Source organism: Corallococcus sp. CA049B, assembly GCF_003611685.1.
In the GTDB taxonomy this organism is placed as follows: domain Bacteria; phylum Myxococcota; class Myxococcia; order Myxococcales; family Myxococcaceae; genus Corallococcus; species Corallococcus coralloides.
Genome location: NZ_RAWC01000035.1, coordinates 1 through 19,124, shown reverse-complemented (window position 1 = coordinate 19,124; position 19,124 = coordinate 1). Strand labels below are relative to the sequence as shown.

Genomic DNA, 19,124 nt, shown 5'->3' with positions numbered 1-19,124 from the left:
GCCCGCGGGCTCCGGTGCCGGAGGGTTACTGGGCCGCCGGCGCGAACCCGGGGCATTCCTCACTGAATCCCGTGAGCGCGTACGCGGTCATCTGGCCCGTTCGCAAGGGAGTCCTGCCGCAGAAGCACCGATCCGAGCCGACCTCCGTCGTGTACGTGGCGTCGCTGTAATAGATGGTCAAGGAGTCGGTCGTGCAGCGGTAGAGCGCGTCCACGCGCCTCTCCGGCTCCGAGGCCGCGCGCTGCTCGGCTTCGTCCATTCCACAGCCAAACTGAAGTCCGACGACGGCAAGGCCCAGCATCAATGAGCGGCGCATGGTGTCTCCAGGAGAGAGGGGGGAGCTGCCTGTCCATGGTGCCACGTTGGCTCGCGCGAAGGTCCGTGGGTGGGCGCAAAGGCTCTCAAATGCCTGGGTTGTGTTGGATTCACGACCCGGGTGGACTCAGCCCGCGTTGCGGATGCCCTGCTCCCCGGAGCGGTGCGCGAGCTGGAGGATCTCCTCCTCCGACAGTTGCTCTGTCTTGATGATGTTCCGGTCCGCCTTGAGCTGTTCGACCTGGCCTTCACGCAGGACATGGAATTGACCTGTCTTCTGCGCCGGGAGGCGAACCGAGGCGTCCACGCGCGCCTCCGAGAACATCGGCTTGAGCTTCCGGAGCGCGGTCTCCTCCTTCACGCGGCCCGCGAACCAGGCGCGCACGTTGTCGCGGCACTTGTAGTCCAGATCGCCCGGGCTCTGCGTCGCGAGCATCACGCCGACGCCGGCCGAACGCGCTCGCCGGAGCAGGTTCTCCATGGGCTGCTTCGTGGCGGGGATGCCGACCGCGGGCAGGTAGATGTCCGCCTCGTCGAAGAGGAGGACCGCCTGGAGCCTGGGCGACGGGTGCTGGCTGGCCCAGCGATTGGCCTCCACCAGCAGCTGTGACACCCAGAACAGCGAGCTGTGCAACCCGCCCAGGAACTTGGTGCTGATGATGGTGAGCCGTGTCTTGCCCGGCACCTTCGCGGCCCCCAGCCCCAGCAGCTCGTTCATGTCGAGCTTCTCTCCCGTGTTGGAGAGCAGCGCCTGCGCGTTGAGCCGCAGCGTCGCCAGGTCCTGGGCCAGCTTGACGAAGACCTTGTCATCCAGCCCGTGCGCCTCCTGGACGAGCGTCATGTCCTGCGCGGCGACGAAGCGCTGGATGAGGTCCAGGGTGATCTCCTTGCCGGACGGACGCTGCACCAACAGGCGCAGCGCCAGGGCCAGCAGGGCCTTCGCGGCCTTGTCCTTCTGGCTGCTCTTGTACTCCAGCATGGTGGAGAGGGCGTCCGCCGCCTGCTGGAGGATTTGATCGCGCTCCTCGGGTGAGAGCTTGTCGAGCCCCCGGGGCACCACTGGAATCGACAGCGGGCGTCCGTCCGAGCGGCCCGGCGTGTAGAGCGCCACGTCCACGCGCTCGCGCAGTTGCTTGCGGCGCTCGACCATCATCGGGTCGTCCAGTTCCTCGTCCCACGCCTCGTCGCGCGCATACGCGGCGAGGTCGCCCTTGCGGTCCACGAGGATGGCGGGAACACCCTGGATCACCAGCTGCTCGATGAGGTTCAAGGCGAGCGTCGTCTTGCCGCTGCCAGGACCGCCGAGGAAGGCGCTGTGCTTGTTCAGCTCATCCGCTTGGACGAAGACGGTGTTGGCGAAGACGCCTTCGGAGACGCCCACGCGCATCTGGCCCTTGGGGCCTTCGCCCTTCTTCGAGTTCCTGGGCACTTCTTCCGGATGGACCGTGGGCGTCGGCTTCTCTTCCGTGTGCGGCAGGATGTGGCCCGCGGGAGTCACTTCCCATTCGTTGACCCCGTCCGTCACGGAGGCCTCGCTCGAAGTGGCGGTCTTGCTGGACACGGGCGTGGCTGCCGCCGTGGCCGAAGGCACGTACTTCTCCAGGGACAGCAGGTCCGTGATGCCCTGGAGCCGCGTCACCGGACGGGCCACGCGGCTCCAGCCGAGGAACGCGGCTTCGTCGTGCTGCTTTCGGAACGCCTTCAACGCGAGCAGCTCCCGCAGGTCGCTGGGCCCCACCACCGCCCGTCTGCCGCCCTTGCGGTGGAGCACCGCGGTCTGGTCCGCCACGAGCGTGCCCAGGCCCCCAGGGAACTCCGTGGAGCGCACCAGTACCGGGAGGTTCTTCTTCGCGGCCTTGATGGCGCCCTCCATCTGCCTCGCCAGGTGTCCACCTCGCGAGGTGGTGTTGCAGATCGCGACGTACAGATGGGTGTTTCCCGGCTGGATCGTGACGTCGAGCGCACCCTTCCCACAGGGCTCCACCAGGAAGCGGGTGGCGCCTCCCAATTCCTCCGCGCTCACCTGGATGCCCCAGTCGAGCAGCGCCGCGATATCCGCATCTTCTTCGGGCACACGCTCCTTGAACTTCGCCTTGAAGTCCGTCCAGGCCTGATCCAGGTCTGGCGCCAGAGGCGTCTGCGTGATGACGGTGACTCCCTTCGCGGGAGACTGATGCTTCTCCGGCAGGGGGAACGCCGCCGGCAGCTTCCCATCCTGGATGGCCTGCTCCCGGTAGCGGTGGCAGGCGTTCAGGATGTCGCGCGTCCGCTGTCCGCTCAGCAAATCGAAGCCCTGGGGCGGAATGGGGTAGGTGGGCTGGGACGGGTTGAACGCGATGCCCTGCTGCTCGTACAGGGACTTCAGCCGGCGGGCCGCGATGTCGCGTCCCGTCTGCGCGGTGACGTTGAGCTCCAGGTCCACGGGCTCGGGGTTGCGCTCGATGCGGTCGAGCATCGCGCGGTTGAGGTGCGAGCGCGTCGCGACCCAGAAGTCGGACAGGCAGCAGACCACCACGATGGCCGAGGGCACCTGGGCCGCCAGCGCCACCAGCGTGCTCATCGCGCGGCGGAAGGAGGGCTCCATCTGGGGCCTCTGCTCGAAGTCGAGCATGTCCTCCACCTGGTCGACGCAGAGGACCATCGCCTTGCCGAAGATGCCCATCAGCTGACCCAGCTGGATGAGCATCCGGCTGGGAGACTCCTCGGTGTTGCGAGGCACCAGGTTGCCGATGATGGCCCGGTCCTCGGGTGACATCTCCTCGCAGCGCAGCCACTGGACGATGCGGTGGTGGAAGCGGGCCTCGCGGCGCTGGAGGCAGAGCAGGGCGCGCAGCAGGTTGACGTCGATGTTCCGGAACGCAGCGTCCGCGTGCAGGTCGTCCGCGACCGCGCGGATGTTGCCGTGCAGCTCCTCGTCGTCCAGCACGTCCTCGTCCGGGATGTGGGCCGCGAAGATGTTCGTGCAGCGCTTGAGCACGGCCTCGGACAGCAGCATCAGCCCCGTGTCTTCGACGTGGCCGTGGTCATACGGCTTCTCCAGCGAGTCGATGACTTCCGACAGGATGTACCGGTCGTAGTGCGTCACATCGACGGTCATGGGCAGATACCCGACGTAGCCCCTGCCGCTCTCGTGCACGCTGTTGCGGAAGGCGCGCACCAGGTGTGTCTTCCCGCTGCCGGAGTCCCCCTTCAAGAGGAGGATCCGTCCGTCCTCCGGCGGCGTCTGGGCGGTGGCGCGCTTCACGAGCCGCTCGAACGCCACCCGCGCGGGGGCATTGATGGAGGGCACGTCGAACGGATCCCGCTTCCAGAGCGTCTGGCCCTGCTGGACGCTGTTGAAGATCTCGGGGCCATCGGACAGGAACGCTTGCAGACGGGCGTCTTTGGACATGGGGAGGCTCCTGAGCGGGATGGGGCTAGAGGACGACGAAGTGGAAGGTGGCGCCGACGGCGCGCACTTCGGATTCAGTGATGTCCCGGGGGTTCATGGCCGCCAGCAGGTCCGCGCGTCCCAGGGACAGCTGATTCGCGCGGTTGGCTTCGAGCAGCGCCTCGTTGAACGCCGGGCGGTCCGCCCACTCCGGCTGCAACGCCTTCCACACGTGGGAGATGAAGACCTTGTTGTCACCGAAGCGGCCTGAAGGAGGCACGGCCCCCGCCGTGTCCAGCACCCGCCGGGCGAAAGACACCGTGTCCGTGGGCAGCGTCTTGGGGGTGACCTTCACGGCCGCCTCCACGAGCTTCGGCCTGGGCGCGGAAACCCGGTCCGCCTCCGCCAGCACCCACTCCCGCAGCGCCGCCATCCGCACCACCTCCGCGTCCACCCGTGCCGCCCCTACCGCGCGGGCGGCCAGCTGCTCCACGCCGCGCTTCGGGTCGCGGACCTCCTGCTCCAGCAGCTGGCCCAGCAGGTGCGCCTGCACCGCGCGCAGCGAGAACGCCTCGTCCGTCTCCACGCCCAGCTGCCGCCACAGCAGCCGGTCGCGCACCTGCGCCAGCGTCGGCGTCTCCGGCCCCTCCAGCTTGTGCGCCCGCTTGAGCACCAGGGCCCGCACGCCGTCCGCGTCCGACAGGCGCCCCAGCGCGGACTTGGAACCCGGCAGGCCCAGCCCCTTCGCCAGCAGGTGCTGCTGCTTCACGCGCTTCCACGTGAGCCCCTTGGGGGAGTCCACTCGCAGGAACTTCAACGCCTGCTGACGGCCCGCCCCCGTCAACGCCAGCCCCGAACGGCCCCGGGCCTCCACGAGCTTGTCCTCCAGCAGCTCCGTCAGCAGCGCGTCGAACCGGCCGCTCCATTCGCCCCGGCTCCAGCGGTGCTCCACGAACGCGTGCAGCGTCTTCGTCAGCTCGGCGCGCGTGCCGGCCTTCTTCTCCGAGCGCGTCGCCAGCCAGGCCAGGGCCAGGCCCTGAAGCCGGGTGTCAGGAGTGTCGGTGTCCATGTCGTGGCTCCCGCCCGCCAGGCTCGCGCCCGCGGGCTTCAATCAACGTGTCGAGGGTGTGGAGGATGTGCTCCAGCTGGGACAGCACATCCGTCGCGAGCAGCCGGTACACCCAGTAGCCCTCGCGCTGCAGGTCCAGGTCCTTGCGACGGTCGCGGCGGAACCGCTCCGGATCCTGGAAGTGGTGGTAGCCGTCGATCTCCACCGCGATGCGCAGCCGGCGGCACAGCAGGTCCACCTCCCAGCTGCGCTTGTCCTCGGGGTGCAGCCGGGCGTTGAGCTCGAAGAGGCCCGCCGTGGCGGGGTGCTCCTCCAGCCGGTCGCGCAGGTACGCCTCCGCCTTGCTCCGCGCCCGGTCCGCGCCCGCCGCGCCCGCGCCCGTCAGCACCGCCAGCGCCACCTCGGCGGCGCTCACCCGCTGCTGCTCGGGTGCGCCCGTGCGCTCCAGCTTCCGGAGCGTCGCCACCGCGCTCGCGGCCTCGGAGGGCTCCACGGGCACCTCCAGCACGCCCTCGCGCACCAGCGCCTTCAGCCGCGTCTCCCCGCCCGCCAGGAACGCCCCCAGCGCCTCGCTGGACACCACGCACGCCACCGCGAGCGCCGGCACCGCGGTGCTCAGCACCCCCGCCACCTGGAGCCCCCGGTGCGATGGCGCCTCCCCCACCGCCATTCGCACCACCGGGGCCTTCCCGGGCGGCACCAGCGCGTGCAGCGCGCGCAGCCCCGCGCCCAGGTTCTTCGCGAGCGCCGTGCGCACGGCGTCTGGGAGCGTTCCTGGCTCCACCGCCTCCCGTTCAATCACCAGCTCCCGGCACAGCGCCCACGTGGCGTCCGCCAGCATCGCGGGCGGCGGCAGCGCCTCCAGCAACACGCGCCGCTCATGGGCTGTCTTTCCCCGGAACACCGGCGTGTGTCTGGGGTTCGCCGCCGTCAGGCTGAACGCCGCCAGCGCCTCCGCGTCCGCCCCCAGGTCCCGGGTCGCCGCCAGCGCCCGGGCCCAGCCCAGCGCCGCCTCGTGCGGGTCCTCCCCGGACACCTCCACCACCGTCAGCCCGTGCCTCGCGGCCCACTGGCTCCAGAGGGTCCCTCCCAGGGCCTCCGGCCCCTCCAGCACGCTCAGCGTCGCGATGCCCTCCGCCCTGCGCCGGGCCTGACGGTCCAGCGCATCCAGCAGCGCGACTTCACCCGCCAATGGCAAGCACTACCCCCCGGGGGTGATGGCTTCACCGCCCCTCGTGAGCAAAAGACTGCTCCCACGGGTCGGGTGAAGACAAGCCCCCCAAAGGAGGTATGGGGTTGCCGGGAAGGAAGGGACCCGGGTGGGTCTGAGAGGCTTTAGCGCCCTGCGTCGTCGCCGGTCTCCCGACGGAGGAGCAGCCCCAACCCGGCCGCCGCGAGCGCTGAGACCATGCCCGTCAGGAAGGGGGCCTGGGTGCTCCATGACGCATACATCCAGCCGCTCGCCACCGGCCCTACCGTGCGGGCCAGGCCGCCGCACGACTGCGCCAGCCCCAGCACGGCGCCCTGCTGCGCCGGCGGGGCGACCTGCGAGGCCTGGCTCGAAATCAACGGCTGCAGGAAGCCCGTCCCCACGCCCACCAGCACCACGGAGGCCATCATCGGAAGCGCCTGCCACGACACCGCGAGCCCCGCCATGCCGCCCGCGAGCAGGAGCGCTCCGCAGATCATCAGCCGGAACTCACCCGCCGCGCGCGACAGCGGGCCAATCAGCCCGCCCTGGATGACCATGCCCAGGCCGCCCACCACGGCGAAGGTGTAGCCCACCTCCTTGGAGCCCCAGCCCAGCCGCGCCTGCACCAGCAGCGCGAACGCCACCTGGAGCGTGGTCATGGACAGGAACACCGCGAAGAACAACCCCAGCACCATCCCCAAGGCCTTGCGCCGCGGCGAGTCCTGCAACGCGGACCAGCGCGTCTGGGATTTCGCCTCCGCGCGCTGCTCCACCGGGTGCGTCTCCGGCATCAAGAAGAACGCGGCCAGGAATCCCACCAGCGCCAGGCCTCCCGCGAGCAGCGGCGGCACCCACGGGCCCAGCCCGGAGAACAGGCCGCCCAGCGTGGGCCCCAGCACCATGCCCAGGCCAATGCCCGCGCCAATGCGCCCCATGGCCCGGGCGCGCGTCTCCTTCGTCGTCACGTCCGCGAGCGCCGCCTGACACGCGGCGATGTTGCCGGACGTCGCCCCCGCCAGGATGCGCGACGCGAACAGGAGCGGCAGCATCCGCTGGTGGCTGGCCAGCGCGAACAGCGCCATGGCCACCGCGTTCGCCAAGAGGCTCAGGAGGATGACGGACCGCCGCCCGTGCCGGTCCGAGTAGCGCCCGAGCAGCGGCGTGGCGAGCAGCTGCGTGAAGCTGAAGCACCCCAGGAGGATGCCCACCGTGCGCGCCGAGCCGCCCATGGACTGTACGTAGAAGGGCAGCATCGGGATGACGATGCCGAAGCCCACCAGGTCCAGGAACACGGTGAAGAACACCACCGCCTCCACCCGGCGCAGCAGGCCCGGCGTGGCCACGGGGGCCGCGCCCACGCTCTCAGCCACCATTGCCCGCCCGGTCCACCGGCAGCGCGTCCGCGTAGGCGCGCAGGATGCGGCCCTCGTCGTAGGTGTACTGGAAGCCCGTGGCCTCCAGGAAGCGCTTGTTGTCCACCACGATGGGGTAGCGCAGGTGGTCCGTGGCCCCCACGGACAGCCGCGGGAAGCCCGCCCGGCCCAGCAGCAGCGACAGCACCGGGGACGGCAGCGGCACCGGCGTGCGGCCCGTGCCCTTGATGATGACCGACAGCGGGATGGGCGCGGGCCCCGCGACGTTGAAGATGCCGCGCACCTGCTTCTCCATCGCCAGTTGCAGCGCCGTCACCACGTCCTCCTCCTGGAGCACGTGGAAGAGCGGGTCGTAGCCCAGCACCATGGGCACGCGCTTGCCGCGCAAGAGGTTCGCGAGCGTGCCCGTGCCCGGCGTGCCCAGCGTGTAGACGAGCCGCAGCACCGCGGTGGTGACGTCCGGCAGGCGCCACAGCGCCGTCGCCGCGTACAGGTCCGCGGCCACCAGGTCCGCCAGCTCCGGGATGGCCTCCAGCGCGCGCGGGGGCTCGTCCTCGCTGTGGTACAGCGGCGAGTCCGGCGCCGCGCCGTAGAACGTGTGCCGCCCCACGAAGAGCACCTGCTTCACGCCGTGCGCCGCGCAGTGGTCGAACAGCGCCTTGGTGCCGTCCAGGTTGATGCGGCCGCGCTCGTGGCCCTGCACGGTGAACGCCGTCACCGTGGCCATGTGGATGACGGCCTCCGGCTTCCAGCGGCGGAAGACGTCCTCGGCGGCGCGCTTGCGGATGTCCACCGGGTGCACGTCGATGCCCTTGGGCGCGTCCCGCCACGGGCGCACGTCGATGCCCGCGACCTCATGGCCGCTGTCGCGCAGCTTCAGCGCCAGCCTGCGCGCGATGCCGCCGGAGATGCCCGCGATCAACACCCTCATGGCAACAGCCTCCGGGCCCGGCGCAGGTTGCGCTCGGCGCGGTTGTCTTCGATGAGCCGCTGGATGCTCGCCTTCACCTGGTCCACGTAGCCCTGGATGACGTGGTCCTCCTCGTCGCCCGTGCCCTCGAAGACGAGCGGCTCGCCGTAGTGGATTTCCAGGCCGACGGGCAGGGGCAGGGGCAGCAGGTACGGCGTCAGCGGCACGTACGGGATGCCCAGCAGCCTGCCCAGCGCGTACGCGTTGGTGACCGTGGGGATGGCCGCGCCGCCGCCCAGGAAGGCGAAGGGGATGATGGGCGAGCGCGTCTGGAGCGCCAGCCGGATGAACCCCGTGCCGAAGTCCACCAGCGAGTAGCGGTCCGGGTAGAGCTTCGCGGTGCCCCGCGCGCCTTCCGGGAAGATCATCAGGAGCCGGTCGTCCTCCAAGAGGCGCACGGCGTGCTCGGGCAGGCCGGTGAACTGGCCGGTGCGGCTGGCCCACAGCGAGGCCACGGGGAACTTGTGGATGAAGCGCTCCACCATGCCCTGCGCCAGCCGGGGCGGGTCCATCTCCAGCATCGTGGAGGTGAGCACCATCATCCCGTCCACCGCGACGCCGCCGGAGTGGTTGCCCACCAGCATGCCGCGGCCCCTCTTGGGGATGTGCTGCACGCCGGTGCAGCGCACCCGGAAGTAGTTCCGGTAGAGGAAGGCGAAGAACTCCAGCGCCAGCTTCAGGTGCTTCTTGGAGATGCCGTACGGGTCGACACCGTACTCGTTGAAGGGCAGCTCCAACCGCTCCACCCGCTCTGACAGGGACTCGCTCTGGGGCACGGGGCGCACCGTAGCACCGCGCGTGCGCTTTGCACGGGGGGCCCGCGTCCCCCATTGTGCGCCCGTCGGGTGCCCTGGCCGGGGACCCAGGGAGTGACGCGTGATGGCGGGGCAGCAGTGGACGGGAATGCTGGACGGGGTGCTCGCGTGGGCCAAGGCCCTGCCGGCGGGGCTGTCCAACCAGGTGGCGGTGGACGTGGCCGGGCGGCGGGTGCGCCTGTCGCACGCGCGTGTGGAGGCGCTGTCCCGCGGCGTGCTGGGCCGCGTGAAGGGGCTCACCCTGCGCTCCTGGGACTGCACCCCGTCCGTGTACGACCTGCGGCTGGACGTGCGCGGCTGGAAGCTGCGGGTGGAGACCACCCCCCAGCGCGTGGAGCTGTCCGGGGGGCGCTACACGCTGTGGCTGGCCACGCCGGGCCGGGTGGAGCTGGAGGAGTCCCCCGGCGCGTCGTCGCTGCTGATGGGCGCGCTGCGCACGGGGGCGGGGAAGGCCGCGCTCCAGGCCCTGGCGCGCAAGCTGCTGCCGCCGGGGCTGGCCTGGGACGGACAGGTGCTCCGGGTGGAGGGAGCGTTGCCGAAGGAGGGCGCCCTGGCGGCCCGCCTCTTCGAGTCCTCCTCCCTGCGGATGACCGCGGAGCACTCCGCGGAGGGGCTGTGGCTGTCCGCGGAGGAGTGGCCGGGGCTTCTGGACCTGCTCCAGGCCGCGCTGGGGCCGGGGTAGGGCGCGCTTCTAGCGGCCCTCGCCGTCCCACACATTGGCGCGGCCTTCCAAAGGACCGCGCTGCGGGCGGACGACGCAGAAGCGCTGGCCGGTGGGGGCCTCCATCACCCACCAGCGCTTCACGTAGGCGATGCGCTTCGCGCCCAGGGCCTCCAGCCGCTCCACCTCCGCGTCCAGGTCATCCGACTCGATGTCCAGGTGGATGCGGCTCTCGTGCTCCACCTGCTGGATGAGGAGGCTCGGCTCCTCGGGCTTCGCCTCCAGCTCGCGGTAGGTGGGCGAGTCCGGATCCGCCGGCTTCATCGCCCGCCCCAGCGCCGCGCTCCAGAACCGGGTGGCGGCTTCGAAGTCCTCGACCTTGCAGTCGATGACGAACGTGCTGAGTCGGCTGTGATGCATGGCTCGCTCCTGATGGGCCGGGCAGGGGGGAAGCCCGTTGAGGGGGAGCCAGGGATACACCGAAAAGCGGGTGGACGGTATGACGGAGTGAAGGGTGGGCGGGAGGCCCGGAAGCCTCCCGTCCTTGGGGCCCTGCCTCAGTGGGGCCTCGCGAGCAGCTTGTCCAGCGCCGCGTAGCTCTCGTTGAGGCCCTGCTCCTCCAGCGTCATCGCTTATTCGACAGGGAGCGGACGAAGACGGAGTCGATGCCGTGGATGCGCAGGGAGACGAAGTCCTCCGCGGTGGCGTTCTCGTAGCCCGCGTCGCGCATCTCCTTCACGAACGCGGCGGTGACGCCGTGGATGCGCATGGACACCAGGTCGTCCGCGCTCAGGTCCTTGAAGCCCAGGCCGCGCATCTCGCGGATGAAGTCAGGCGTCACGCCGTGGATGCTCATGGACAGGAGTGAGTCCAGGGGCAGGCCCTTGAACCCCAGCGCCGCGAGGCCCTGGATGCGCTCCGGCGTGACGTTGTGGATTCGGCTGCTCACCAGCTGCTCGAGCGTCAGCTTCGGGTAGCCCTCGGCGGCCATGGCCCGGACGTATTCCGGGGTGACGCGGAAGATGCCCACCTGGGCCAGCTCCTCCACGGTGGTCACCTTCTGGCCCACGGCCGCGAGCGCCTGGACGCGCCGCGGGCCGACGTTCACGCTGGCCAGCAGGAACTGCTCGTCCGCGTCCGGCTTGGGAATGCCCAGCTCCGCCAGCTTCTTCGTGAAGCTGGCGTCCGGGCTGAAGCGCCAGGTGCCCACGCCCTGGCCGTCCTTGAAGCGGCCCTCGAAGTCGAAGGTGCCCGCTTCACGCACCAGCTTGAAGGGGGCGCTGCTCCCTTCCGCCGTGGACAGCCCCTGGAAGTCGGCGAGCGGCGCAAAGAAGCCGTGGTGCGAATCAGGACGGTCCCTGGGCTGCAATGACAGCTGCAACTGCTGCTCCTTCACATACGCGCCCCACGTGCCGGTGCGCTGCGCTTCGGCGGCGAGGACGGGGAGGGTGAGGAGCATCACGGCCAGGGTGAGCCACGGGGACAGGCGCGACGTCATGACGGCGACTCCTTTTCGGGCAAGGCGCGGCCCTTCCGCGCGCCCGGGATGGAGCGCGCGGTGGGGCTGCATGGGAGAGGATGGGAGGGGTTACTTCCGGAGCTTCTGCATGCGGCGGATGAAGTCCGCGTCCACGCCGCCGGTGCGCAGGCGCACCAGCTCATCCACGGTGGCGGGCTTCACGCCCGCGCCTTCCAGCTCGCGCAGGTAGCTGGAGTCGACCCCCAGCGCGCGCAGCTGCACGGCTTCATCCAGGCTCAGCTTCCCGAAGCCCGCGGCCTTCAGCTCGTTGAGCCACGCGGCGTTGATGCCCAGCGCCTTCGCGGACAGCAGGTCGTCGGAGTCCTCCTTGTCGAAGCCCAGGGCGGCCATCTGACCCAGCCACTCCGGCGTGACGCCCAGGTGCTTCAGGGACAGCAGCTGCTCGGCGGGGAGGGAGCGGCCGAAGCGGTCCGTCATGGACTTCACGTACTCCGGCGTGATGCCGGCGTGCTGGAAGCCCACCAGCGTGGCCACCGTGGGCTCGTAGCCCATGGCGGAGATGCGCTCGACGACCGCCGGTGTGACGCCCGCGACCTTCAGCTCGACGAGCTGATCCACGCTCAGCGGATCCACGCCCACGCGGGTCTTCTCGTCGTCGTCGTCGGACGCCTTCCTCTCCGCGCGGGCCTTCTCCTTCGAGGAGGGCCCGGGGTTCGGAACCGGCGCGAGGACCGGGGCGGGCGCCGGGGGCGGAGCAGGAGGCGCCGCGAGGACCGGGAGCGGCATCGGCGGGGGGACCGCGAGCCGGGCGGGTGCCACGGCGGCGCTCGCGGCGGTGGCGCGCGACGTGGACGCGGCGGGCGCCGGGGCGGCACTCGCGGCAGGAGACGCCAGGGCCTTCGACTCCGGCGCCTTCACGGGCTGCTGCACGGCGAGCGCCGTCAGCGGCACCGCCAGCGCCAGGCTGCTGGCCAGCGTGACGATGGACACCCCCGCCGCCCAGCGCGACGAGCACCGCGACGCGGGCGCCACCACCAGCCGCCGCACGCGGTCCTTCAGCGAACCACCCAGCGCGGACATCGCGGGCCCGCTGGCGTCCATGCCCTGCAACCGCAGCGCCTCCAGCGCGGTGAGCGCTCGGGCGTAGGGGAGGGCGCCGGGGCCCTGCCGCACCGCGAGGTCGTCACAGCAGTTCTCGCGCTCCACGCGGATGACCTGGGACATCCACCACACGGCCGGGTGGTAGAAGAGCAGCGTCTCCACCAGCGTCTGCACCACGTTCACCGCGAAGTCGTGACGGCGGATGTGGGCCAGCTCGTGGGCCAGCACCAGCTCCAGCTCCCGCACGGCCAGCCCGGTGAGCGTGGCGGTGGGGACCAGCACCACCGGCTTCAGCCAGCCCAGCGTGGACGGCACGTCCAGCTTCGACGACACCAGCAGGCGCACCGGACGCGTGAGGTTCAGCCGCCGCGCCAGCACCTCCAGCCGCTGCTGCCATTCCCACGACGCGTGCACCGCCTCGTCCACCTGCCGGCGCAGCCCCATCCAGCCCTTGAGCAGCCGCAGCGACGACGCCGCCACGCCCAGGCCCCACGCCAGCACCAGCCAGGGCAGGTGCTCGCCCACCTGCTGGAACATCCCGTCCAGCCGGGGCAGCGTCGCCGTATCCTTTATATGTGCGGGAGCAGGCAGCTCCGTCAGGGCGGCGCGCGCTGGCGCCGGCATGGGCGCCACGGTCCGCGGGACGACCGCCGTGCGCACCACCGGACGGGCTTCCGCCGCGCGCGAGGCATGCCGCCACGCGGTGGCCACCGGCAGCGCCAGCATGATGCCCAGCGCGCCGCACGCCAGCGCGTAGCGCAGGTTCGCCGAGCGCCGCCCCACCCACCGGAGCGCCAGCGCCAGGGCCACCGCCACCAGCGCGCCCTGCCACACCAGGTGCACGAGCGCCCAACCCACCGCTTCCAGGATGAGACCGTTCATGACTCCGACTCCTTCTCGAGCGAATCCAGCAGCTGGCGCAGCTCCGCCAGCTCCTCCGGGGACGTCTTCTTCGTGGACAGGGCCTGCAGGGCGAGCCGCGCCGGAGAGCCGCCGAACACGCGGTCCATCAGGTCGGTGACCAGCTGCTGCTGGGTGCTCTCCCGGGGGAGCCGGGCGCTGTAGACGTGCGCGCGCTGGGACTCGTCGCGCGTCACCAGCCCCTTCTCCGTCATGATCTGCATCGTCTTCAGGACGGTGGTGTAGCCGCTCCCATCCTGGAGCGTCTCGTGGACCTCGCGCACCGTGCGCGCCCCCCCGTCCCACAGCACCCGCAGGATGGCCAGCTCGGCATCCGTGGGGCGCGGCAGCTTTCCTCGGCTCATGGCTTCCTCTCTCCTCACCGCTTCCTACGCATAGTTATACGAACGATTTCGTAGGTGTCAACGAAGACTTTCGTACTTCACGGGCAAGGCGCCCTGTGGGGAGGGGAGAGGGCGTCCCCGAGGGCTGACGCCCAGACAAGCCATCAGGGAGGGGTGAACCGGACGGCGGGGTGTTTACCGTTTTCCCGACCGGGCCCATGGCCACGCGGCGGGGGAGCCCGAGGAGCCTGTCCATCCATGCGTGTCATCCTCTTCTGTCATTCCCTGCTGTCGGACTGGAACCACGGCGACGCCCACTTCCTGCGCGGGGTGGTGACGGAGCTGGCCGCGCGAGGCCACTCCGTGCGCGTGTTCGAACCGGAGGACGCGTCGAGCTTCCAGTGTCTGTTGGAGGAACCCCACGGCGTGGCAGTGCTCAACGAGGTCCGCGCCCTCTACCCGCGCGTGCGTCCGGAGCGCTACGCGCCCGGCGCGCTGGACCTGGAGGCCGTGCTCGATGGCGCGGACCTGGTGCTGGTGCACGCCGGGACGTCGCCGGACCTGGTGCGCCGCATGGGTGCGCACCGGCGTGACGGCGGCCGCTTCCGCCTGCTCTTCCACGACACCTGGCACCGGAGCGTGAGCGCGCCGGAGGTGATGGCCGGCTACGACCTGTCCCGGTACGACGGGGTGCTCGCCGCCGGAGACGTGCTCCGGGACCTCTACCTGGAGCGGGGCTGGGCCCGGCGCGCGTGGACCTGGCACGAGGCCGCCGACGTGCGCGTGTTCCACCCGCACCCGCGCAACCGCGAGGTGCGGGACCTGGTCTGGGTTGGCAATGGGGGGGACGGCGAGCGCACGAAGGAGCTGCAGGAGTTCCTCGTGGAGCCGGTGCACGAGCTGGGCCTCACCGCGCGGGTGCATGGCGTGCGCTACCCGGTCCCCGCCCTGCGCGCCCTCTTCGACGCCGGCATCGAGTACGCCGGCTGGCTGCCCAACCACCGCGTGCCGCTGGCCTTCTCCCAGGCGCGCGTCACGGTGCACATCCCCCGGCGCCCCTACGCCACGCTCTTGCCCGGCATCCCCACCATCCGCCCCTTCGAGGCGCTGGCGTGCGGCATCCCGCTGGTGTCCGCTCCCTGGGAGGACTCGGACGGGCTCTTCACCGCGGGACGGGACTACCTCGTCGCCCGGGACGGCGCGCAGATGCGGCGCCACCTGTCCGCGCTGGTCGCGGACGCGGAGATGCGGCACGCCTTCGCGGAAGCCGGTCTGCGCACGATACTGTCACGCCACACCTGCGCGCACCGGGTGGAGGCGCTGCTCATCCTCTGTCAGGAGCTGGGGATGTCCGGTGACGTCCTCCATCCACTGTCCTCGGAAAGAGTCCTCGCATGAGCCGCGGCCTGCGCTTCGCCTTCTTCGGTTCCAGCCTCGTGTCCACCTGGTGGAATGGCGCGGCCACCTACTACCGGGGCCTCTTGCGCGCCCTGCACGCGCGCGGGCACCAGGTCACCTTCTATGAACCGGATGCCTCCGGACGGCAGGAGCACCGCGACCTCCAGGAGCCGGGCGGGGCCCGCGTCGTCGTCTATTCCAACAACCCGGGCTCGGTGGACGAGTGCCTGGACGACGCCTTCGGCGTGGACGTGGTGGTGAAGGCCAGCGGCGTGGGGGCCCAAGACGCGTATCTGGATGCGTGTGTGCTGGAGCTGCGCCGCTCCGGCACGCAGGTGGTGTTCTGGGACGTGAGCGCGCCCGCCACGCTGGAGCACGTGGCGAAGGACGCCCATCACCTCTTTCGTGAGCGCATCCCGCGCTTCGACCGCATCCTCACGTCCGGCGGCGGCGCGCCGGTGGTGAACGCGTACCGCGAGCTGGGGGCGAAGCAGTGCGTGCCCATCTACCCGGCGGTGGATCCGGACACGCATCACCCCGTGGCGCCCGAGCCGCGCTTCGCCTGCGACCTGGCCTTCCTGGGCAACCGGCTGCCGGACCGCGAGGCGCGCGTGGAGGCCTGCTTCTTCCAGGTCGCGCAAGCGCTGCCCCACGCGCGCATGCTCCTGGGCGGCAACGGTTGGGAGGACCGCGTCGTGCCCGCGAACGTCGGGCGCCTGGGCCACGTCTACACGCAGGACCACAACGCGCTGAACTGTTCCGCGCGCGCGGTGCTCAACCTGCACCGCGACAGCATGGCGCGCTTCGGCTTCTCGCCGTCCCCGCGCGTGTTCGAGGCCGCGGGCGCGGGCGCCTGCCTCATCACCGACGCCTTCGAGGGCGTGGAGCGGTTCCTGGAGCCCGGCCGCGAGGTGCTGGTGGCCCGCTCCGGTGAGGAGGTCGCGGAGCACGTGAAGCGCCTCACCCCGGAGGACGCGCGGCGCATGGGACAGGCCGCGCTCCGGCGCGTGCTGGCCGAGCACACGTACGCGCACCGCGCCCTGGAGGTGGAGGCGGCGCTGGGCTGACACCGGCCGGGGTTGAAACCCGGCGGGGCCGGACGCATCGATGGGAGGGCATGACCTCCCCTCCGCCTCCCAAGCCCTGCGCCGTCTGTGGCCGCGCCATCACCTGGCGCCGCAAGTGGGCGCGCGACTGGGAACAGGTGCGGTACTGCTCGGATTCATGCCGGGGGAAGCGGACCGGGGCGCGGGATTCCCCGTGGGAGGCGCGCATCCTGGAGCTGCTCTCCCAGCGGGCAGGAGGCGCCACCGTGTGCCCCTCCGAGGTCGCCCGCGCGTCCGGCGAGGAGGACTGGCGCGCGTGCATGGAGCCCGTGCGCGAGGCGGCGCGCAGGCTCGTCGCTCGCGGGGTGTTGGACATCGTGCAGGGGGGAAGGGTGGTGGACCCGTCCACCGCGCGCGGACCCATCCGGTTGCGCCTGCGCGCCCGAGGCCCCGAGGTGTAGCGCCCCGCACAGGGCGTTCACGGACCGTGGAATCGCGCTTGCGCGCACATGGAGGGTCCGGCTACGCGCCGCCCCATGGCCCACGACACGAAGCCCGCGTTCGACATCATCCTGTGGGGCGCCACGGGATTCACTGGCCGCCTGGTGGCGGAGTACCTGGCTCGCAACCAGGACGCGCACCGCGCGAAGTGGGCCCTCGCCGGGCGGGACGAAGGAAAGCTGGAGCAGGTCCGCTCGGAGCTGGTGAAGGTGCGGCCGGAGTTCGCGGACCTGCCGGTGGTGCTCGCGGACGCGAAGGACGCGGCCTCGCTGGACGCGATGGTGGCGCGCACGCGCGTCATCATCTCCACCGTGGGCCCCTACGCCCGCTACGGCAACGAGCTGGTCGCCGCCTGCGTCCGCGCCGGCACGGACTACTGCGACCTGACGGGCGAGGTGCAGTTCATGCGCAAGACCATCGACGCTCATGACGCGCGGGCGCGCGAGACGGGCGCCCGCATCGTGCACACCTGCGGCTTCGACTCCATCCCCTCCGACCTGGGCACGCTGATGGTCCAGGACTACATGCGGGAGAGGCACGGCGGCCACTGCGACCAGGTGCGCTTCCACCTGACGCGCATGCGCGGCGGCTTCAGCGGCGGCACCATCGCCAGCATGATGGACACCCTGGCGGCGGTGAAGGCGGACCCGTCCCTCAAGAAGGTGCTGACCAGCGCCCACGCGTTGGATCCGGAGCCCTCCCGGGGCACGAAGGAGGAGCGCGACCTGGCCACGGTGAAGAAGAGCCCGGACACGGGCACGTGGACCGCGCCCTTCGTGATGGCCTCCGTCAACACGCGCGTCGTGCGGCGCTCCAACGCGCTCCTGGGCTTCCCGTGGGGCCGCGACTTCTTCTACTCGGAGGTCTCCGACTTCGGCCCCGGGCCCAAGGGCCTGGCGCTCGCCACGGCGACCACCGCGGGGCTGGGCGGCTTCATGGTCCTGTCCAACGTGGACCCCGTGCGGGAGCTCTTGGAGAAGCACGTGCTGCCCGCGCCGGGCGAGGGCCCGTCCGCCACCGTGCGCGAGCGCGGCCACTTCGAGGTGCGGCTCTTGGGCGAGGGCCACTCGCCCAAGAGCGGCCAGCGCGTGAAGGTGGAGGGGAAGGTCGCGGCGAAGGGCGACCCGGGCTACGCGGCCACGGCGCGCATGCTGGCGGAGTCCGCTCTGTGCCTCGCCTTCGACACCATCCCCAAGCGGGGCGGCGTCCTCACCCCCGCGTCCGCCATGGGCATGGTGCTGGTGGAGCGCCTGCGCAAGGCGGGCATGACGTTCGAGGTGCACGACCGCGCCGCGTGAGGGCGCGCTTCAGTCGCGCAGGTAGTGGCAGGTGTAGCCGCCGGGGTTCTTCACCAGGTAGTCCTGGTGGTAGCCCTCGGCGGGCACCCACTCGCCGGCGGCGGTGATTTGCGTGACGACGGGCCGGGACCACCTGCCGGCCTTGTCCACGCGGGCCTTCACCGCCTCCGCCGTCCGGCGCTGTTCGTCCGACAGGTAGAAGATGGCGGAGCGGTACTGCGAGCCCACGTCATTGCCCTGGCGGTTGAGCGTCGTCGGGTCGTGCATGCGGAAGAACCACTGCTCCAGTAGCGCCTCGTACGTCAGCAGCTTCGGGTTGAAGACGATGCGCACGGCCTCCGCGTGCCCCGTCTCCCCGGTGTGCACGTCCTCGTAGGTGGCGCCCTTCTTCGAGCCGCCCGTGTAGCCGACCTCCGTGTCGATGACGCCTGGAATCTTGCGGAGGATGTCCTCCATGCCCCAGAAGCACCCGCCCGCCAGGTACGCCGTCTCGCGCGGGGCCTCCGAGGGGGCCGCCGCCTTCGCCAGCACCCCGGCGCCCGCCGCGGGGGCGAGCGCTCCCTGGGGCTCAGCAGGGGCCGCGCGGCCGAAGGCGGGCAGCCACGCGCCATAGCCCTTCGCGGCCAGCTCGTTCACGGGGACGAAGCGCAGCGACGCGGAGTTGATGCAGTAGCGCAGGCCCGTGGGCTCGGGCCCGTCCTCGAAGACGTGGCCCAGGTGCGAGTCGCCGTCCTTCGAGCGCACCTCCACGCGCTCCATGCCCAGGGTGCTGTCGCGCTTCTCCACCACGTGGGCCTTGGCCAGGGGGCGGGTGAAGCTGGGCCAGCCGGTGCCGGACTCGAACTTGTCGCGCGAGGAGAACAGCGGCTCGCCGCTGACCACGTCGACGTAGAGCCCTTCGTCGTGGTTGTTCCAGTACGCGTTGCGGAAGGGCGGCTCGGTGGCCTCGTGCTGCGTCACCTGGTAGGCCAGGGGGGACAGGGTGCGCTTCAGCTCCGCGTCGGACGGCTTCGTGTACTTGCGGCCGTCCTGCACCGGGGCGGACGCTGTGGCCGCGGGCTTCGCGCCGGGCGGAGCGCCACGCGCCTCGGTGCACGCGCTCAGCGCGGTGGCCAGCACCAGCAAGGCGGGCCACAGCCGGCGTGCTACCGGCCGCGGGGTGGGAGACGGCACTGCACGGGCGGACGACATGGGTCGCGAAGCCTCCGGCGCCGCCGGAAGAAGGGCGCCACTTCAACCTACGCGCGACACCGGGGGACGGTTACAGCGGGGCCACGAGGACCTGCCGGCC

The 19,124-nt window shown here is 71.2% G+C and carries 17 protein-coding genes; 5 read left to right on the top strand and 12 right to left on the bottom strand.

What is annotated here, in order from left to right; all coding sequences use genetic code 11:
• Positions 1 to 25: 25 nt before the first annotated feature.
• The 7 genes from D7W82_RS11035 to D7W82_RS11005 all read right to left on the bottom strand — a co-directional run bounded on the left by D7W82_RS11035 (position 26) and on the right by D7W82_RS11005 (position 9,074).
• Entirely contained in the window at positions 26 to 316 is a 291-nt protein-coding gene (locus D7W82_RS11035) for a hypothetical protein (protein WP_120618305.1), read from the bottom strand.
• Positions 317 to 442: 126 nt separating this feature from the next.
• On the bottom strand, positions 443 to 3,706 hold the full coding sequence (locus D7W82_RS11030; RefSeq protein WP_120618304.1) for an ATP-binding protein: 3,264 nt from the start codon (positions 3,704 to 3,706) through the stop codon (positions 443 to 445).
• A 25-nt stretch (positions 3,707 to 3,731) separates the two neighbouring features.
• The gene (locus D7W82_RS11025; protein ID WP_120618340.1) at positions 3,732 to 4,754 is read right to left on the bottom strand and encodes a hypothetical protein; all 1,023 of its coding nucleotides are present in this window, start codon (positions 4,752 to 4,754) and stop codon (positions 3,732 to 3,734) included.
• Positions 4,735 to 5,946 (bottom strand): endonuclease domain-containing protein, encoded by a 1,212-nt coding sequence (locus tag D7W82_RS11020; protein WP_120618303.1) that lies wholly within the window; start codon positions 5,944 to 5,946, stop codon positions 4,735 to 4,737. The genes D7W82_RS11025 and D7W82_RS11020 overlap by 20 nt, the downstream gene beginning before the upstream one ends.
• A gap of 143 nt (positions 5,947 to 6,089) precedes the next feature.
• Positions 6,090 to 7,319 (bottom strand): MFS transporter, encoded by a 1,230-nt coding sequence (locus tag D7W82_RS11015; RefSeq protein ID WP_120618302.1) that lies wholly within the window; start codon positions 7,317 to 7,319, stop codon positions 6,090 to 6,092.
• Positions 7,309 to 8,250 carry an NAD-dependent epimerase/dehydratase family protein gene (locus tag D7W82_RS11010; RefSeq protein WP_120618301.1) on the bottom strand — a complete coding sequence of 314 codons (942 nt, stop codon included), beginning with the start codon at positions 8,248 to 8,250 and terminating at the stop codon, positions 7,309 to 7,311. The genes D7W82_RS11015 and D7W82_RS11010 overlap by 11 nt, the downstream gene beginning before the upstream one ends.
• A complete protein-coding gene (locus D7W82_RS11005) occupies positions 8,247 to 9,074 on the bottom strand; it encodes a lysophospholipid acyltransferase family protein (protein ID WP_120618300.1) in 828 nt (275 codons plus the stop codon). Before D7W82_RS11005 ends, D7W82_RS11010 begins: the two co-directional genes overlap by 4 nt.
• Positions 9,075 to 9,168: 94 nt before the next feature.
• On the opposite strand from D7W82_RS11005, the gene D7W82_RS11000 reads away from it, so the two are divergent.
• On the top strand, positions 9,169 to 9,786 hold the full coding sequence (locus tag D7W82_RS11000) for a hypothetical protein (protein ID WP_120618299.1): 618 nt from the start codon (positions 9,169 to 9,171) through the stop codon (positions 9,784 to 9,786).
• Between the two features lie 9 nt (positions 9,787 to 9,795).
• On the opposite strand, the gene D7W82_RS10995 is transcribed toward D7W82_RS11000, so the two are convergent.
• From D7W82_RS10995 to D7W82_RS10980, 4 genes are all read right to left on the bottom strand, one after another.
• Positions 9,796 to 10,185 carry a VOC family protein gene (locus D7W82_RS10995; RefSeq protein WP_120618298.1) on the bottom strand — a complete coding sequence of 130 codons (390 nt, stop codon included), beginning with the start codon at positions 10,183 to 10,185 and terminating at the stop codon, positions 9,796 to 9,798.
• Positions 10,186 to 10,390: 205 nt separating this feature from the next.
• On the bottom strand, positions 10,391 to 11,263 hold the full coding sequence (locus D7W82_RS10990; protein ID WP_120618297.1) for a 4-hydroxy-3-methylbut-2-enyl diphosphate reductase: 873 nt from the start codon (positions 11,261 to 11,263) through the stop codon (positions 10,391 to 10,393).
• A 90-nt stretch (positions 11,264 to 11,353) separates the two neighbouring features.
• Complete coding sequence (locus tag D7W82_RS10985; RefSeq protein ID WP_120618296.1) at positions 11,354 to 13,228, bottom strand: M56 family metallopeptidase; 1,875 nt, start codon at positions 13,226 to 13,228, stop codon at positions 11,354 to 11,356.
• Entirely contained in the window at positions 13,225 to 13,611 is a 387-nt protein-coding gene (locus D7W82_RS10980; RefSeq protein ID WP_120618295.1) for a BlaI/MecI/CopY family transcriptional regulator, read from the bottom strand. Before D7W82_RS10980 ends, D7W82_RS10985 begins: the two co-directional genes overlap by 4 nt.
• Before the next feature lie 237 nt (positions 13,612 to 13,848).
• Between D7W82_RS10980 and D7W82_RS10975 the strand changes: the two genes are divergently transcribed.
• From D7W82_RS10975 to D7W82_RS10960, 4 genes are all read left to right on the top strand, one after another.
• A complete protein-coding gene (locus tag D7W82_RS10975; protein ID WP_120618294.1) occupies positions 13,849 to 14,988 on the top strand; it encodes a glycosyltransferase in 1,140 nt (379 codons plus the stop codon).
• Positions 14,985 to 16,055, top strand: coding sequence for a glycosyltransferase (locus tag D7W82_RS10970; RefSeq protein ID WP_120618293.1), 1,071 nt, complete (start codon positions 14,985 to 14,987; stop codon positions 16,053 to 16,055). Before D7W82_RS10975 ends, D7W82_RS10970 begins: the two co-directional genes overlap by 4 nt.
• A gap of 50 nt (positions 16,056 to 16,105) precedes the next feature.
• Entirely contained in the window at positions 16,106 to 16,495 is a 390-nt protein-coding gene (locus D7W82_RS10965; RefSeq protein ID WP_120618292.1) for a DUF2256 and DUF3253 domain-containing protein, read from the top strand.
• A 75-nt stretch (positions 16,496 to 16,570) separates the two neighbouring features.
• Positions 16,571 to 17,833, top strand: a complete 1,263-nt coding sequence (locus D7W82_RS10960) for a trans-acting enoyl reductase family protein (RefSeq protein ID WP_120618291.1) — start codon at positions 16,571 to 16,573, stop codon at positions 17,831 to 17,833.
• A gap of 9 nt (positions 17,834 to 17,842) precedes the next feature.
• Here the strand turns inward: D7W82_RS10960 and D7W82_RS10955 are convergent, their stop codons facing one another.
• A complete protein-coding gene (locus tag D7W82_RS10955) occupies positions 17,843 to 19,024 on the bottom strand; it encodes a bifunctional methionine sulfoxide reductase B/A protein (protein WP_120618290.1) in 1,182 nt (393 codons plus the stop codon).
• Positions 19,025 to 19,124: the final 100 nt, after the last annotated feature.